Here is a 16,262-nt window from a genome sequence, read left to right as displayed (position 1 = left end):
CGTGAAGGACGTTTCATGGCCCGCGAATCCGTCTTAAGCCGACCGATCGACGTAGCCGTCATCGGCGGGGGTCCCGCCGGCGCGGCATTGTCTGTGTTCCTGGAGCGCGCGGGGTATCATTGCCTGGTGTTCGAATCAGGGCAGTTCCCGCGATATCACATTGGCGAATCTTTGATCCCTCATACCTACGGAGTATTGGATCGTCTGGGTCTGCTGCCGAAACTGCGGGCGTCCGATTATCCGGAAAAGTACAGTGTGCGTTTCGTTTCGCCCGATGGCACGGAGTCGACGCCGTTTTATTTCTCGGAAACCATCGAGGGCGAGCGGAGTCGGACCTGGCAAGTCGAGCGATCTTCGTTCGATCGGCTCTGTCTCGATCACGCGCGGGATAACGGCGCGGACGTTCGTATGGGAACGACCGTGGAACGAGTACTGTTCGAGGGCGATCGGGCGGTAGGCGTCCGCGCGCAGCCCGCCGATGGCAGGCCGTACGATGTGGCCGCACGCGTGCTGGTGGATGCCTCCGGCCGCTCCACGGTGATAGGAGCACAACTGGGTCTCAAAGGTCCTGTGCCGGGTCTGAGAAAGGCCGCGGTCTGGTCGTATTACAAGGGCGGCAAGCGCCTCAGCGGAATCGACTCCGGCGAAACCACCATCTTCATGATCCGCCGCCGAGGATGGTTCTGGTACATCCCCTTGCCCAACGACGTAGTCAGCACGGGCGTCGTCGCCGACCCGGACGAGCTTTTTTCGAATGAACAGGAAACCGAAGCCATTTACGAGCGGGAAGTCAATGCCTGCGCGCCCCTGTTGGAGCGTCTCAAGTCGGCAAAGCGCTGCGCGAAGGTGTACGGCGGCCCTGGAGAGCTGGCGTACTTCAATCGCCGGACATCCGGTTGCGGTTGGGTCGCGATTGGTGACGCGCGGGCTTTTCTGGACCCCATCTATTCCTCGGGACTGTTTCTCGCTCTGGCTTCGGCGGAGCTGGCGGCCGACGCCATTCGCCAGGCCCTCGAAGCAGACGACGTTAGCGCCGCGCGGCTCGGCGCATTCGAGCCGCAATTGATGGCGGGAGTAGACGTCGTCCGGCGCCTGATCTACGCCTTCTACGACCCGACTTTCAGTTTCGGCGAGTTCGTAAAGCGCTTCCCCGGGCAACGACGCGCCCTTATCGACTGCCTCGTGGGCGATGTCTTGAAAGACTTGAACGCCTTCAAGGCGGCGCTGGCCCAGATGACGCCGCCGCCCCCCGCTCTGTCAGGCGTCAGCGAGACGTAGGAGATTGCGATGACTTCGTGCAGGATCACGGACACCATTGGATCATTCGGAGCGCGGCGCCGGGCGCTCGTCGCCGCCTACGGAGCCGTCTTGCCAGGCCTCAGTCGGCTTCACAAACGTCGCGCTTCGGCTGGATCACTCGCTACAATCGTTGTAGTTTGACCCGCGAACTCAGACAAGGATACTCTCATGGACGCAACTCGATGCCTTCGAGAGGAGCACCAACTAATCCTCAAAGTGCTGGACAGTTTCGAACCGGCCCTCGCCTCCGCCCGCGAATCACAAATCGTTGACCGATCGGTTTTTGGGCACTACATCGAGTTTTTCCGGGGTTTCGCGGATCTTTGCCACCATGGCAAGGAGGAAGAAAAACTCTTCCCCTGCCTCCAGCGCTGCGGAATGCCCGGCGATTGTGGACCCATTGCGGTCATGCTTGAAGAGCACCGGCAAGGTCGCCTTCACGTCCGCTCGATGGCCGACTGTCTGGGGCCGGCCGAAAAGGGAGAGGCCGCGGCGATCGATGCTTTCCTGCGGCACGGCTTTGCTTTTCTCGATCTACTTCGAAACCACATCGGCAAAGAGGACCAAGTCCTCTTCCAAATCGCGGATGAGATCATTCAGGGAGAATCGCTTTCGCACTTGACGAGTTCCTATCGCGACGTGGAGCAAAATCGCGACTATGAACAAACCTACCGGATGTGTCGCGCCATCGCGGATCGGCTGGTTTCCGAATCACCTGATGCCGATGATTCGGCTCGCTAACGGGGGATCGGGCAGGCTGAGGTTCCCCACTAGAAGTGGACACCCAGAAGCAAGGAATTGGGCGTTCAAAAGGTCGCGGGAGACGATCAGGAAACGAGCAATTTCACGAGCCGGCGCCCCTCTTCGCGTCGAGGGCTTTCCTGTCGAGATTCAGTGATCGCGGCGTTTTCTGCAGTTACTGGAGTTGCGCAGTTTGTCGCGTCGTGCTTCTCCTCTTAACGGATTCTGTCAGACCTCATTGTTATGGCTGCGCATCCCACCGCGGGCTGAGCCGTGTACTTTTCAGGAGAAACGCAGGCAGCACGAGCGCTGTTTTCGCTTCGCCAGCTCTTTGAGTGCTTGGTCGCGTACGAGACGATTTCGCCGTCCCGCCGCAGCGCGTGAAACGATCGCCGGGTTCGTTAACAGACGTTCACCGTGTACGGAGTTTGATTTCACGCCGGCGGCCAGACGATCGCGTGTCGCGCTGATCGATTGCCACGATCACGGGCGTTGAAAGTGCAGCTCCTCAAGAAGCCGCGTAACGAAGGGACGGTTGTCGCGATAACCGCTCGCACACATTCGGGCGGTTGGGCACGCCTTCGATCGGCGACGGGCTCGAAAACGTGATTGGAATGCGGCAAGACATGGAAAAAATCGGTTAGGAAACCGTTGCTCGATCCAACTGAGCCACGGGGGATCGTACGGCGAATGCCAACCGATAATCTCGCCACCGGCTTGTGCATCCCCGCACGGGGTCGGCTGACCCCGTGGAACCCAACATTATTGGCCCGTAAACGCTCGTTTTTCAACCGTCGCCTGCATACTATTAACCATGGTGGACATTGCGGGCAGGGGCCGAGCCGTCAACCGGCTCGCCGTCGCTCGGCAGGGGGAAACAGGCTCGCACGGAGAGAATTCGGTGATCTCCGATTCTCTGGAGGCGGATTCAAAAAATGGGTAATCGGTCCAAGGGCTGGAATCTCCTGCTCGGTGCAGCGTGCATTCATTGCGCCGCGTGCATGCTCGCGCCCGCCGCGGCAAGCGCGCAGGCACCCGCAGTCCCGCCCGGCAAGTTGATATTCCGGACGGAGACCGTCGACCTGTCTCAGATTCCCTCCCTACTCCACGCCAGGGCGCGCTTCGACCCGGCGGTTCCCTACGTCATTCAACTCGACGGCCCGATGACGCCGGCCCGGCGCGAAGTGCTCTCGGCCGCCGGCGTGAAGCTCCACCAGTATCTTCCGGTCCACGCCTATATCGCAGACCTCGGCGCCGCCGATGCGACCGCGCTGGTCGATGCCAGCTTCGTCACCTGGGTCGGCGTTTTTCAGGATGCCTGGAAAATCAGCCCCACCATCGGCAAGTCTGAATTCGTCACCAAAGAGCGACGCGATCTCGACGCCCGTGGCCGCCGTTTGCTCGTCGTGCATCCCTTTAAGGATGCCGGGAACGAACGGATTATCGCCGAGGCCGCTAGATTGGGCGGCAAGACACTGCGCCTTCCGTCGCGCGACGGTTCTCGTCGCCTCGGCATCGAACTCGACAAACGCCGCATGGAGCCCTTCCTGAAATCAAAGGACATCCTCTTCGTCGATGAGGCCCCCGAGGCACAGCCGCGAAACGCCTCGACTTCCTGGATCGTCCAAAGCAACATCGCCAATGTCCGCACCCTGTGGGACATGGGCCTCCACGGTGAAAACCAGATCGCCGGGATCGTCGACTGGGATCTGCGGGCCGATCATTGCTCGTTTGATGATCCCGCGAATCCCATCGGGCCCATGCATCGCAAGCTCCTTGCCTATTACGGTATGGGCATCAATCCGGGCTACGGCGCTCACGGCACCCACGTCGGGTGTACCTTCGCGGGCAAGGAAGTCGCCGAGTTGAATCCCGACCTCAAGGGCCTGGCCTACGAAGCCAAGATCGTGTTTCAACATTACAGCGGCGTTGCGGTCGGCGGTGTTTTCAACGCCTACAACCGATTCACCATCGCCCACAACGACGGCGCCCGCGTCCACAACAACAGTTGGGGCAATAACGACTACTTTTACAATCAGTGGGCCCACGACATCGACGCCTTCACGTGGGACAACGAAGACGACCTGGTCCTCGTCGCCGTCATCAACAGCGGCATCGTCAAAGCGCCTGAAAACGCAAAGAACTGTCTCTCCGTCGCCGCCGGCAAAGATTCCCCCAACCAGAACCAGAAATGCATGGGCGGCGCCGGTCCGACCGCGGATGGTCGGCAAAAGCCCGAGGTCTTCGCCCCCGGTTGCGGCTCGCGCTCGGCCGACGTGAATACAGTTTGCGGCAACGACGACACCGGTAGTAGCGGCGGAACGTCCTACGCCACGCCTGCCGTCTCCGCGATGGGCTTGCTTACCCGCCAATACTTCATGGATGGCTTCTATCCCACCGGTGTCCCCGACCTCGCTCATGCCTTCACCCCCAGCGGCGCATTACTCAAGGCCATGGTGATCAACGCCGCGGCGGACATGTCCGGCATCGCCGGCTACTTCAACGCCACGGAGGGTTGGGGTCTCATCAAGATGGACGATGTGATCTACTTCGCCGGTGACGCCCGCAAGACCTTGATCGAAGACATTCGAAACACCTCCGGCCTTTCCACCGGCGAGACCAAGTCGCACTACGTCGTCGTCGGTCCCACCGTGACTCAGCTAAAAGTCACGCTCGTCTGGACCGACGCCCCCGCAGCCGTCATGGCCGGGCTGACACCCATCAACAACTTGAACTTGTCCGTCCATTCCCCGTCGGCCGCTGTTTATCTCGGAAACGTCTTCAGTGGAGCGGAGTCCATGACCGGCGGCTCCTCGGATTCGGTCAATAATTCCGAACAGGTTCACCTCGCCGCGCCCGAAGCCGGCGTATGGCGAATCGATGTCGCCGGAACCGCAGTCAATCAGGACACACAGGGATACGCCCTGGTCGTAACGGGCGACGTGGATTGCATCAAAGGCGACGTGAACGGAGACGGAATCCTCGACGGACTCGACGTTCAGGAATTCGTACAAATTCTGTTAGGGGGCGGACCATTTTTCCCGAAGTGCGCCGCGGACATGAATTACTCCGGCGCACCTGATATCATGGATGTGGACGGATTCGTATCCGTCTTGCTCGGCGCCTGACGAAAAGGCGGGGAACGGCGCCGGTTACGCAATCCGAGCGAATGCACGCCGCATTAAGCATCACAACCGAACGAAGGGGGAGGACGGGAGCGAAAGCACAGTGAAGATTCCATCGCCCAAATCATCTCATGAAGTGCGAAGTCTGATTTTCGCCGCGGTCATCGTCGTATGTATTTCCGCTCAGCCGGCCGGCGCGATCATCACGGAAGATCGGGTTCTCGTCGTCTACAACTCGGCTTTCCCCGAGGCGGTCACGCTCAAGGACGCCTATCTCGCTCATCATCCCGCCATCCCCGCGGCGAACGTCTTCGACCTCAGCAACGCCGCCATTCCGGCCGCCGACCTCACCCGGGCCCAGTTCAACACGCTGATCCGCGACCCCATTCGAGCGTACCTCTTGCTGCCCGGCGATCCGACGCCCTCCGGCATCGTGTACATCGTCCTGATTCGTCCCATCCCGCATCGGATTCAGGACACCGACATCCCCACCGTGGGAGACATGCCCGGCAGCGCCGCAACGGATCTCACCAACGGCGATGCGGATTACGCCAGCGTGGACGCCGAACTGGTCCTCCTTTGGCAGAATCTCGACGCCGGCGAGGCAGGCGGCACGATGGACAGCCTTTCCGACAACATGATCGACAATCCCTACCACCAGACCGCCGCGATGATCGGTTCCTTTTCTCGCGCCAATATCCAGATCGCCAAGACATTCATGAATCGTTCCAACATCTGCTGGATTCCAAGCGGAAGCGGAGCGACGCTGCTGACACCGGGTGATATGTACCTTGTCAGCCGGATCGACGGCACCACCTTATTGCAGGCGACCGCCGCACTGGATCGGGCGCAGAATCTGAGGATCAACAAGGCCCTGGTACGCGTGCTGCTCGATGAGTTCGACGTGTCCACAAACCAGGACTTTGACGACGACAAACTCTTTGCCTTCAACGATCCATTCTTCGCGGGTGATGACTACGAGGAAACAACGGCGATCCTGACCGGAGCGGGCTGGGACGTTCGCTACGACGGAACGTTCAACTTCATCGATTCCACCGAAGAGACCAACCCGATCATTGCCTACGGCTCCTACGGAGAGAATCACGATGCCGTCGCCGGACTCGGCGAGAACCCGCCGGGCAGCGCAACCTACATCAACGGCTTCAACTTCCCCCCGGGCGCGATCTTCAATACCTTTGAATCGGACAACGCCCGTGCGCTCAACGGCCTCGGCTCGGTCTTCGGACTCGAGCAGGTAGCCGACTTCCTGGCCGCAGGAGGCACCTTTGCCGTCGGCCACGTCTATGAGCCCTTCACATTCACCATCGCCGACAACGAGTTTCTCTTCGTCAATTTCCTGGTAAACGGACTCTCATGGGGCGAGGCGGCCTATTCGTCCATTCCCGCTCTGAGCTGGCAGAATGTCGTCTTTGGTGATCCGCTTACCGTGCCCGTGATTCTCGACGATCCCGGGCTTCCCTTGGGCGACATGAACGGAGACGGACAGGTCAACGGACTGGACATCGCTCCCTTCACGGATGTCGTGATCAATGGCCCGCCGAACTATTACACCGCCTTCCCGACGCTGGACCCCATCGCCCGCGGCGATTTCACCGGGGACCGGCAGGTCACGCTGTCGGATGTCCCCCAGTTCCTTGACGCGCTTCTCACGCCCTGACGACGCACCCGACGGGACCCGGCGCCGGCCTCGTTTGGCATCATTGGGCAATCGGTTAAAGTACGCGCCCGAATCGACCGTGGCCTCGTCGGCGACGGTCGGCGTGACATGGAAAGGGCGCGATGGCAATTCAGTTTATGTGTGCGGCCTGCGGGCAGCCGATCGAAGTCGACGACGAAATGGCGAACCAGGCCGTGACCTGTCCCTACTGCCGCAAGGTGGTCACGGCCCCGTTGGTCAGCGAGCATCAGACCCTTCACGATCCCGCCGCGGCGAGGCCCACCGCCGCCGCCTCCGGTCCCGCTCACCATCCGCCGGTTCCGGTCGCGGCCGGCACAAATATCTTGAGCTGGCTCTCGCTGGCCTGCATTTCGGGCTCGCTCATTTGCTTCGCGGTCTTTGTCGGGTTCGTGCTGTCCATCGCCAAGGACCATGACATCCAGCAAATGCCGCAAGCGGAGTTCAACAAGATTCTGCAGGAGGAGATGATCGCACGAACAGGCGTTCAATTCGCCGGCGCTCTGGGCTTCTGCGTTTTTCCGCCTCTTGGCATCGTGTTTGCCATCGTCGCCCTTGTGAAGCGCACGCCCCCCAAGTGGCCGGCCATTACCTCGCTCAGTATCAGCGGGCTGATCATCCTCCTCATGTGTTTTTGGATTATGTTGCAGGCCGCGCAGCTCCCCGCTCAGGGCGCCGCGGTTCCGTAGGCCTTGCCTTCATTGAAGATTATTTGAATGTCCAATAATCCAAGTGCGCGGGCAGGCCTTTCATTTCATCTCTTGCGCGCAGCGGCCGACACCCCATGCATTCGGTTCTTAGCGGACGCTTGGCAATCCGTTGAATCCGATGGCTCGCGCGATCTGTCGCTTCTGAGAGGTTAACTGTCCCAACCTGCGGAAAGCGCATTGACAAGGGTCCGTCAATCAGGGTATTTTCCGAGTTGGTGATAAGAAACGTGTCGCGCGGTCGAGTGATGAGATTCCCATTTCCAAATGCGGAGTCGGCGCAGCGAGGTATCCATGGAAGTATATGAGGCACCCAGATCGCAGAGCCGCGCTGAGCGTGGCGATCGACGCCGCGTCTTCACGCTGGAGCACGCCAATCGGACGCTTCCACTCGTCAAGCGAATCGTCGCTGACATGGTCAAGCAGTTCAAGCTCGTCTGTTCACTGGAAGATCGCTGCCACATGCGCCGCCCGCGCGTCACTCAGGAAGAACATCAGGCGATCCGCAAGCGCTACGAAGTGGAACTCGACAACCTCCGCGATCTTTGCGAGGAACTCGCCGCAGTCGGTTGCGAGCTGAAGGACTGGCGGCGCGGCCTGATCGACTTCCTCTCCATGAGGGACGGTCGCCAGATCGAGCTCTGCTGGCAGCTTGGCGAAGACAAGATCGAGCACTGGCACGAAGTTGGGGCCGGCTTCGCCGGTCGTCAGCCGCTCGACGTCGATTTCAATCAGGAAGCCGTGACCCAGTCCTGACCGTGCCACGGCCGCGGCCTCACGTCCCATCCCGCCGGATCCCAGCGCCCGCCGACGCCGCGGTTTGTCCCTTCTCGCCTTGACCCTTATTTGTTTAGAATCGTTCCTCCGGGGGGATCAGGAGGCGACGCCCCATGACATTGCGCCCGATCGCCAGCGAGGCGGCCCGCAAGCATCTTCGGCTTTCGATGTGTCCCGAAGTCGGGCCCATTCGTTTTGCAAACCTCCTGCGCGAGCTGGGCGGAATCGACGCCGTTCTGGGGGCCAGCGTCCAGAAGCTTCAATCTGTCTCAAAGGTCGGCCCCAAGGTCGCCCAGGGAATCGCCTCCCTGCGCGACCGGGTGGATGTCGACGCGGAAGTCCTGTTGGCCGAGCGTCACAACGTGCGCATCGTCTGCCTGGAGGATGACGATTACCCGCTGCCGCTGCGCCGCATTTACGACCCGCCGATCTGCCTCTATGTCAAAGGCACGCTGGATCGTCGCGATGCGATTGCCTTCGGGATCGTCGGCTCCAGGGCCTGCTCGCGCTACGGCGCCGAACAGGCCGAGCGTTTCGGCGCTCTCGCGGCCGGCGCTGGAATGACCGTCGTCTCGGGAATGGCGCGCGGGGTCGATTTTCATGCCCACTCCGGCGCGCTGGCCGCCGGCGGAAGGACTCTCGCCGTCCTGGGTTGCGGGCTGTGCCACGTGTACCCGCCTGATTCTGTCGAGTTGGCGCAGCGCATCGTGGAATCGGGCGCCATGATCTCCGAACTGCCGATGAGCGTCGCGCCCGATGCCAAGAATTTCCCGCCGCGCAACCGCATCATCGCCGGGCTCTCGATGGGGGTGCTGGTCGTCGAGGCGGCCCGGCGTAGCGGCGCGCTCATCACCGCCCGCCTGGCGACCGAATACGACCGCGAAGTGTTCGCCCTGTCCGGCCGCGTCGATACGCCGCAGGCCGAGGGGTGTTTGGAGCTGGTGAAGAAAGGCGAGGCCAAGCTGATCACTCAATTCGGCGACGTGCTGGAAGAGCTCGGCGCAGTGGGCGCCTCACTTCGCGAGGCCGCGTCGCCGCAACTTGCCCAGACATTGTTCGACAACGGACATGAAATGTCGCCTTCCCCCGCCGGCGTCCTTCAACTCGACGAGGCCGAGCAGGCTGTCCTGAACTGCCTCAACCAGGAATCGATGGGCATCGAAAAAATCTGCGAATGGTCCGGAATGATTCCGTCGCGCGTGGCCGTCGCATTGACCGGTCTGCAATTGAAGGGGGCCGTGCGCAGGCTTCCCAGCGAACACTTTAATGCGACAGGAAAGGTCTGAAGAATTGCCGGTGGAATATCGCTGCTTCCGGATGGAGGACCATGAGCCGCGCTAAAGCGATTCACTGACTGTCAGTTGAAACCAAACGATCGTTAGCATTCATTGACCAGGAAGTGTTTCAACCGATTTCACGGCATTGATTGACCAACCTCGGTGCGCGCGAAGTAGTTTCTCGAAAGGTGGCACTATCCTGACAATGATATGTTATCCGGTCACTTATGACATTCACCTCAGCTTAATTCTTGCCGTATTTGTGTATTCATGTGTGGGTTGACATGTATACTGCCGATCCTATGACATGATCGGGCCACGGGTAAGTAGATACGACCCCGACCGGCTTGTCCGTCGGCCCGGTCAATTTTTTCCGCCACGCCGGCTTGTTACTGTTCGCATGTCGCATCTGCTCGATAGAATCTGCGTACTGGATTGCCAAAGGCGAATTTGTAACCTATTAGGTTGAACCCTCCGGCTCGCAGCAAGGCGCCGTGTGCATGTCGAACGGTTCGTCTGAGTCCCCGCCGCTCTTTTTCCGCAGATACGGCGACGAGGGACCTCTGGTCTTCGTCCTCCACGGCGGCCCCGGTGCACCCGGCTACATGGCGCCCGTCGCGCGAGGGATTGCCGCCTTCGCCCGCGCGGTCGAGCCGTTCCAGCGGCGCAGCGGCGACCAACCGCTCACCGTCCGTACGCACATTCTCGACCTGCATCATCTGATTTCTGCCATATGCCCCACAGAGCCGTGCATCATCGTCGGCCACTCCTGGGGCGCGATGCTCGCTCTGGCCTGCGCTGCGGAGTTCCCCGAGAGCGTGAGCCGACTGGTGCTCATCGGTTGCGGCACCTTCGATCCGGCGTCGCGCCAGCGTCTCAAGGAAATTCGAGCGGCGCGCATGACGCCCGCGGTCCTCGAGCGCCAGGCAAGGCTCCTGAAACGATTCCCCAAGCCCGATGAACGCCTTCGCGCCATGGGCAGTCTCAACCAGCGGATTGACTCAGTCCGGCTGATTCCGCACCGCGACGAGACCGCTGCCTTTGACGCCCGCGGCCACGAGGAAACCTGGGGCGACATGCTTCGGCTGCAGGCCGAGAGTATCTATCCCGCCGCCTTCGCGACAATCCGCGCGCCCGTGCTGATGATTCACGGCGCGGACGATCCCCATCCGGGAAAAATGATCCGCGACAATCTCGCGCCGCACCTGCCGCAACTCGAGTATCACGAACTGACCCAATGCGGCCACTACCCGTGGCTCGAAGAGTTCGCACGAGGCCGGTTCTTTTTGATACTACAAGATTGGTTGGCTCTTGCGCCCTAGTCCGCGGCCGCCCTCCGAGTCGCCCGCCACATTTCGATGACTCCGGTTGGGTGGTGCACTCCATAAAATCTAAACAGGCAGTGGCTGCCTTGTGGGCTTGATGAACGACTATCGCACTCACTTTGCGCAATTGGATTACGTTTTTCCTTGATTTCAGCGCCTCAATTTGATTAGACTCACCTTTAGTTAAGGGAAGGTAACAAGTACGCGGTACGTCAGGTTTCGCGTGACAGATTGCCCCCCATTTCCAGCGACCTGCGCCGCAGCCTTCCACAAGATGTTGCCGAAGCCATTCGGGGTAATTCGAATTCGGTTTCCCGAATTCAGCCTACTCAGGAGAAATCACCATGCATCGCGTACGAGGTCAGTGCGGGAAAGGTGCGTTCAGGCTGGACAATGATCTCGTTATCTGCTGCATTCCGCGAGGTGCATGGCTTTGCCTCGCCGTCATGGGCATTTTTTGTGGAATTCTTTTTGCACCGGTGAATATACTTGCAGGCGTTGGTCCTGTGATGTGTGAGCCAGAAGTCGACGGGTCGAATTGTCGCGCCGCGGCCTGCCCGATCGAAGGTCAGCGGTGCCAGCCACGTTGCATGAATTTGGACCCCGTCAAGGGCGTCACAAAGGTCATCGCGTGTGAGTGTCTCAATCCTGAGGCCTGCAGGGTGTACCGGCCCACCGTCGAGGGCAATGCCTGCACCGCTCCGTTCAGCATCGACGGAACGGTTCATCTGCCGCCATCAGGGTGTTACTACCAGACTGAGCCGGGCAATCCGTTTCGGATCGTTGATGGGCTGCCGGCCGGAACCACGATTCAGTGCGATGGAATCAATGGCGATTTCATTTGCGATCCCTCGGTCGCCGTCTGTTCCTTCTCAACGATGACTGGCTGCACCCAATCCGGTGGATCATTGGGCGGCGAGAAAAACTGCTCCGAGGCTTCGTTGTACCTCGACATGGACGGTACCGGTACACTGGTCGGATACAATCGCTTCATTGCGATTCCCATTAGCTTCGAAATTCACACCGCTCCGCGCACACCATTTGCGCCCTTTCAGGAATTTGATACCGACATGTTTCGCCTCTTCGGTCAAATAATCGGTGATCCCGATTTTGATCTGCTGCGCTTCACGGCGGGAACTGACTTCGGTCTTCCAAGTCCCGGGCATACAACCCTGACACAACTCCCCGGTGGAAACTGGGCGGTCGACAGCTTCTTCGATCTCACGTATCGCATCGACTTCGTTGGCGCACCGGGCAGCGTCCTGGCCGGAAGGTCCGGCTCCACCACCGGCACCGCCCGGATATACATGGGCAGCCAGCCATTTTGCCAGGGCCTTTGTCCTCAGGGCTACGAGTGCCGGACGGAGCGCACCGTCCTCCCCGATGGCACGATCGACATCTGCTGCGACTGTGTGCCGCTCGTCTGCGAACCGCTCCCCGACCTTTCCGCCTGTCGTAACACGCCCTGTCCGGATTCGTCTCAACAGTGTTTGCCTCGCTGTGTTCGACTGTTTCCCGATGCCGGCGTCACACATGTGCTCGATTGCGCATGTCGCTTCAGTTCAGAGTGCCATGTTGATATCGCGGATACGTCCGGCAATGGCTGCGTTGTGCCGGATGGAGGTGCGGGGACCGTCCATCTTCCGCCCGCTGGCTGTTCCTACAAGACCGAACCCGACGATCCTTTCCAGATTATCGATGGCCTCCCGGCCGGCACGACGATTCGCGCTGATGGCGAAGACACGAATTTCTTCTGTAATCCAGTCGGGGGAGTTTGTTCATTCTCCACGATGCTGGGCTGCATTCAGCCGGGTGGCACGCTTTCCGGTGAGAAGAACTGCTCGGATTCCACGCTATTCCTCGACATGGAGGGGACCGGCACGCTACTCGGCTACAGCCGCTTTATTGGCGTTCCGGTCAGCTTTGAGATTCATACCGGCCAAAGGATCTTAAATGCGCCGGTACAGGATTTTCCGACCGACATGTTTCGCCTCTTCGGTCAATTAGTCGGTGATCCCGATTTTGACCTCCTGCGCATCACAGGCGGCACGGACTTTGGCCTGCCAAGTCCGGGTCATACCACGTTGACACAGTTGCCCGGCGGCGATTGGGCTGTCGATAGCTTCTTTGATTTGACCTATCGCATTGATTTCGTCGGCGCGCCGGGCAGCGTCTTGGCCGGAAGGTCCGGCTCCACCACTCGTACCCTGAGGATTTCTACCGGCGCAGTGCCCCGGTGCCAGGGAATCTGTCCCAAGGGAACCGTCTGTGAATCACAACGCGTCGTCAATCAGGACGGCTCGATCGATCTTTGCTGCGATTGCCGTCTGTTCTGTCCCTGCCCCGGAGACATGACCGGCGACGGGCTGCTTACCGGGAGTGATATTCAGGCATTCGTGGACTGCTTCATGAACTTTTTCGACGGACCCATCCCGCCTCAATGCGCCTGCGCAGATGTGTTCCCTGATGAAATCTTCACGGAAATGGATATCACGCTGTTTGTCGAGCGTTTGCTGGCGGTCCCCAAGATCAACTGCTTCCCGCAGTGACGGCCGTTATGAATGAGATGACGGATTCGCCTTCGGGACCAGGAAAGCCCCGTAGCACCACGTGATTGCACGGCTTGCTCACGACCGAGCAGGATCAGGTCGCTCCGGGTCAATCCCGAATTCCTCAACCGCCGCCTCGACGACCGATGCGTCGATCTCCCCGCGCAGTGCAAGGGTGTTGAGCGTCGCCACGCAAATGGACTCGGCATCGACCTCGAAGAAGCGGCGCAGCTCCTCGCGTGATTCGCTTCGACCGTAGCCGTCCGTGCCCATCGGAACGAACTCGGCCGGTGCCCATCTTGCAACCTGCTCCGCGACCAGTTTCACATAGTCGCTGGCCGCGATGATCGGACGGGGGTCGCTTTCGAGCTGCTTCACGAAGAACGGCTTCTTCGGTGTCGCCGTCGGGTGCAGGCGATTCCATCGCTCGACAATGAGTGCCTCGCGGCGAAGCTGCTGATAGCTGGTCACGCTCCACACGTTGGCGGCGACCTTGTATCGGTCGGCAAGCATCTGCTGAGCACGAATTGCCTCATTCAGTATCGAGCCGCTGCCGAACAGGTGCACGCGCGGCCAGTTGCGCTTGCGCTCGGCGGCCCGGTAGAGGTACATACCCTTGAGGATGCCCTCGGAAATCCCTGCCTCGTCCGGCATGGATGGCATCTCGTACGGCTCATTGTGAATGGTGATGTAATAGAAGACGTCCTCCTGCGCCTCGTACATCCGCCGGATGCCTTCCTTGATCAATACCGCGACCTCATAACCAAAGGCCGGGTCGTAGGCAAGACAGTTCGGCACAAGGGTCGCTATCAACTGACTGTTGCCGTCCTGGTGCTGCAAGCCCTCGCCGGCCAGCGTCGTACGACCGCTGGTCGCCCCCATGAGAAAGCCGCGCCCGCGCATGTCGCCATGCGCCCAGATGCTGTCTCCCACGCGCTGAAAACCAAACATCGAATAAAACGTGAAGAACGGCACTGTGTTGATGCCGTGGGTGACGTAGGCCGTGCCCGCCGCGGTGAACGACGCCATCGAACCCGCTTCCGTGATGCCCTCTTGCAGGAGTTGGCCGTCCTGCTCTTCGCGGTAGTACATCAGCGACCCGCGATCGACCGGCTCGTATTTCTGGCCCGCGTGCGCGTAGATGCCATGCTTCTGGAACAACGAGTCCATGCCGAACGTCCTGGACTCATCCGGCACGATCGGAACGATCAACGGGCCGATCTGCTTATCACTCAGGAGCCGCGTGAGCAGACGCACGTACACCATCGTCGTGGACGCCGGGCGACCTCCGCTGCCCTTGTAGAACTCCTCGAACAACTTGTCAGGCGGCGACTGCAATGGCTTGGCCCGAACCATCCGCCGAGGGACGAACCCGCCCAGTTCCGCCCGGCGGTCAAGGAGATACTTCTCTTCCGGGCTGCCCGCCGGTGGGCGATAAAAGGGCGCGTCGCGCAGCTCCTTGTCAGAGATGGGAATGCCGAACCGATCTCGAAACTCGGCAAGCTCCACCTCGTTCAGCTTCTTCTGCTGGTGCGTGATGTTCTTGCCTTCGCCCGCCTCGCCCAAGCCGTAGCCCTTGATCGTTCGGGCAAGAATGACCGTGGGCTGGTCCTTGTGGTCGATCGCCGCTTTGTACGCCGCGTACACCTTCACCGGGTCGTGACCGCCGAGCCTCAGCTTCTCAAGCTGCTTGTCGCTCAGATGTTCGACGAGCTTCAGGATGCGCGGGTCCGTCCCGAAGAAGTGCTCGCGAATGTATGCGCCGTCGGAAATACTGTACCGCTGCCATTGACCGTCGACGACATTGGCCATCCTCGCCGGCAAAAGCGCCTCGGTATCGGCCGCAAAGAGTGGGTCCCAGTCGTCGCCCCAGATGACCTTGATGACATTCCAGCCAGCGCCGCGAAAGGCGGCTTCCAATTCCTGAATGATGCTGCCGTTTCCCCGAACCGGTCCGTCGAGTCGCTGGAGGTTGCAGTTCACGACGAAGCACAGATTGTCGAGTCCTTCGCGTGAAGCAAGCGTCAGCGCCCCCATGCTTTCGGGTTCATCCATCTCGCCGTCGCCGAGAAACGCCCAGACCCGGCAATGATCGGTATCCGCCAATCCTCGATCGTGCAGGTATCTGTTGAACCTCGCCTGATAGATCGCCGTCAGCGGCCCGAGCCCCATCGAGACGGTGGGAAATTCCCAGAAGTGCGGCATGAGCCACGGATGCGGATAGCTCGACAGCCCGCCGCCCTCGGCAAGTTCCCGACGAAAGTTGTGCATCAGTTCCGTCGAGATGCGCCCTTCCAGATAAGCGCGAGCATAAATACCCGGCGAGCTGTGTCCCTGAAAGTAAATCTGGTCGCCCGTTCGCTCCGGCGTATTGGCACGAAAAAAGTGATTCAGTCCGACCTGCAGCAGGGTTGCAGCACTGGCGAAAGTCGAGATATGTCCGCCGATACCCGGCGACCGTCGATTGGCTCGCACCACGAGCGCCATCGCGTTCCACCGCATGTAGCTCTTGATCCGCCGCTCGATCTCCCGGTCCCCAGGGTAAGGGGGCTGCTGGGAGACGTGAATCGTATTCACATAGGGCGTATTGGCATTGAACGGAGCGGCAATGCCTTTGTTGGTGGCCCAGTCTCTGAGCTCCGACAGAAGGAATTCGGCACGTTCGGGTCCCTGTGAGGCAACAACTGCCTGGAGAGATTCCAGCCATTCCCCTGTTTCTACGGGGTCGTTGTCCGGCAAATTGGCGTGCGACATGGCAGCGACTTT

10 protein-coding genes are annotated in these 16,262 nt (G+C 60.3%); 9 read left to right on the top strand and 1 reads right to left on the bottom strand.

What is annotated here, in order from left to right:
* Window positions 1-15: 15 nt before the first annotated feature.
* From HS101_16705 to HS101_16665, 9 genes are all read left to right on the top strand, one after another.
* Complete coding sequence (locus HS101_16705) at window positions 16-1,278, top strand: tryptophan 7-halogenase (GenBank protein ID MBE7507907.1); 1,263 nt, start codon at window positions 16-18, stop codon at window positions 1,276-1,278.
* Window positions 1,279-1,467: 189 nt separating this feature from the next.
* The gene (locus tag HS101_16700; GenBank protein MBE7507906.1) at window positions 1,468-2,040 is read left to right on the top strand and encodes a hemerythrin domain-containing protein; all 573 of its coding nucleotides are present in this window, start codon (window positions 1,468-1,470) and stop codon (window positions 2,038-2,040) included.
* 935 nt (window positions 2,041-2,975) lie between these two features.
* Entirely contained in the window at window positions 2,976-5,168 is a 2,193-nt protein-coding gene (locus HS101_16695) for a S8 family serine peptidase (protein MBE7507905.1), read from the top strand.
* A gap of 133 nt (window positions 5,169-5,301) precedes the next feature.
* Window positions 5,302-6,843 (top strand): hypothetical protein, encoded by a 1,542-nt coding sequence (locus HS101_16690; GenBank protein ID MBE7507904.1) that lies wholly within the window; start codon window positions 5,302-5,304, stop codon window positions 6,841-6,843.
* Between the two features lie 122 nt (window positions 6,844-6,965).
* The gene (locus HS101_16685) at window positions 6,966-7,550 is read left to right on the top strand and encodes a hypothetical protein (protein ID MBE7507903.1); all 585 of its coding nucleotides are present in this window, start codon (window positions 6,966-6,968) and stop codon (window positions 7,548-7,550) included.
* A gap of 312 nt (window positions 7,551-7,862) precedes the next feature.
* Entirely contained in the window at window positions 7,863-8,324 is a 462-nt protein-coding gene (locus HS101_16680; protein MBE7507902.1) for a DUF2203 domain-containing protein, read from the top strand.
* 134 nt (window positions 8,325-8,458) lie between these two features.
* On the top strand, window positions 8,459-9,631 hold the full coding sequence (gene dprA / locus HS101_16675) for a DNA-protecting protein DprA (protein MBE7507901.1): 1,173 nt from the start codon (window positions 8,459-8,461) through the stop codon (window positions 9,629-9,631).
* 491 nt (window positions 9,632-10,122) lie between these two features.
* Window positions 10,123-10,944 carry an alpha/beta hydrolase gene (locus tag HS101_16670; protein ID MBE7507900.1) on the top strand — a complete coding sequence of 274 codons (822 nt, stop codon included), beginning with the start codon at window positions 10,123-10,125 and terminating at the stop codon, window positions 10,942-10,944.
* Window positions 10,945-11,537: 593 nt separating this feature from the next.
* The gene (locus HS101_16665; GenBank protein MBE7507899.1) at window positions 11,538-13,496 is read left to right on the top strand and encodes a hypothetical protein; all 1,959 of its coding nucleotides are present in this window, start codon (window positions 11,538-11,540) and stop codon (window positions 13,494-13,496) included.
* 78 nt (window positions 13,497-13,574) lie between these two features.
* Here HS101_16665 and aceE read toward each other — a convergent pair whose 3' ends face one another.
* A complete protein-coding gene (aceE, locus tag HS101_16660; protein MBE7507898.1) occupies window positions 13,575-16,250 on the bottom strand; it encodes a pyruvate dehydrogenase (acetyl-transferring), homodimeric type in 2,676 nt (891 codons plus the stop codon).
* Window positions 16,251-16,262: the final 12 nt, after the last annotated feature.

It is taken from the genome of Planctomycetia bacterium, from assembly GCA_015075745.1.
In the GTDB taxonomy this organism is placed as follows: Bacteria; Planctomycetota; Phycisphaerae; order UBA1845; family UTPLA1; genus UTPLA1.
The sequence above is the reverse complement of the archived record's forward strand: the minus strand, read 5'-3'. Positions and strand labels throughout refer to the sequence as shown.

What these genes read in the sequence shown, in the direction of transcription:
- HS101_16665 (MBE7507899.1), top strand. Translation starts at nt 11,538, where the DNA reads ATGAATTTGGACCCCGTCAAGGGCGTCACAAAGGTCATCGCGTGTGAG.
- HS101_16700 (MBE7507906.1), top strand. Translation starts at nt 1,468, where the DNA reads ATGGACGCAACTCGATGCCTTCGAGAGGAGCACCAACTAATCCTCAAA.
- dprA (MBE7507901.1), top strand. Translation starts at nt 8,459, where the DNA reads ATGACATTGCGCCCGATCGCCAGCGAGGCGGCCCGCAAGCATCTTCGG.
- HS101_16705 (MBE7507907.1), top strand. Translation starts at nt 16, where the DNA reads ATGGCCCGCGAATCCGTCTTAAGCCGACCGATCGACGTAGCCGTCATC.
- HS101_16685 (MBE7507903.1), top strand. Translation starts at nt 6,966, where the DNA reads ATGGCAATTCAGTTTATGTGTGCGGCCTGCGGGCAGCCGATCGAAGTC.
- HS101_16670 (MBE7507900.1), top strand. Translation starts at nt 10,123, where the DNA reads ATGTCGAACGGTTCGTCTGAGTCCCCGCCGCTCTTTTTCCGCAGATAC.
- HS101_16695 (MBE7507905.1), top strand. Translation starts at nt 2,976, where the DNA reads ATGGGTAATCGGTCCAAGGGCTGGAATCTCCTGCTCGGTGCAGCGTGC.
- aceE (MBE7507898.1), bottom strand. Translation starts at nt 16,250, where the DNA reads ATGTCGCACGCCAATTTGCCGGACAACGACCCCGTAGAAACAGGGGAA.
- HS101_16680 (MBE7507902.1), top strand. Translation starts at nt 7,863, where the DNA reads ATGGAAGTATATGAGGCACCCAGATCGCAGAGCCGCGCTGAGCGTGGC.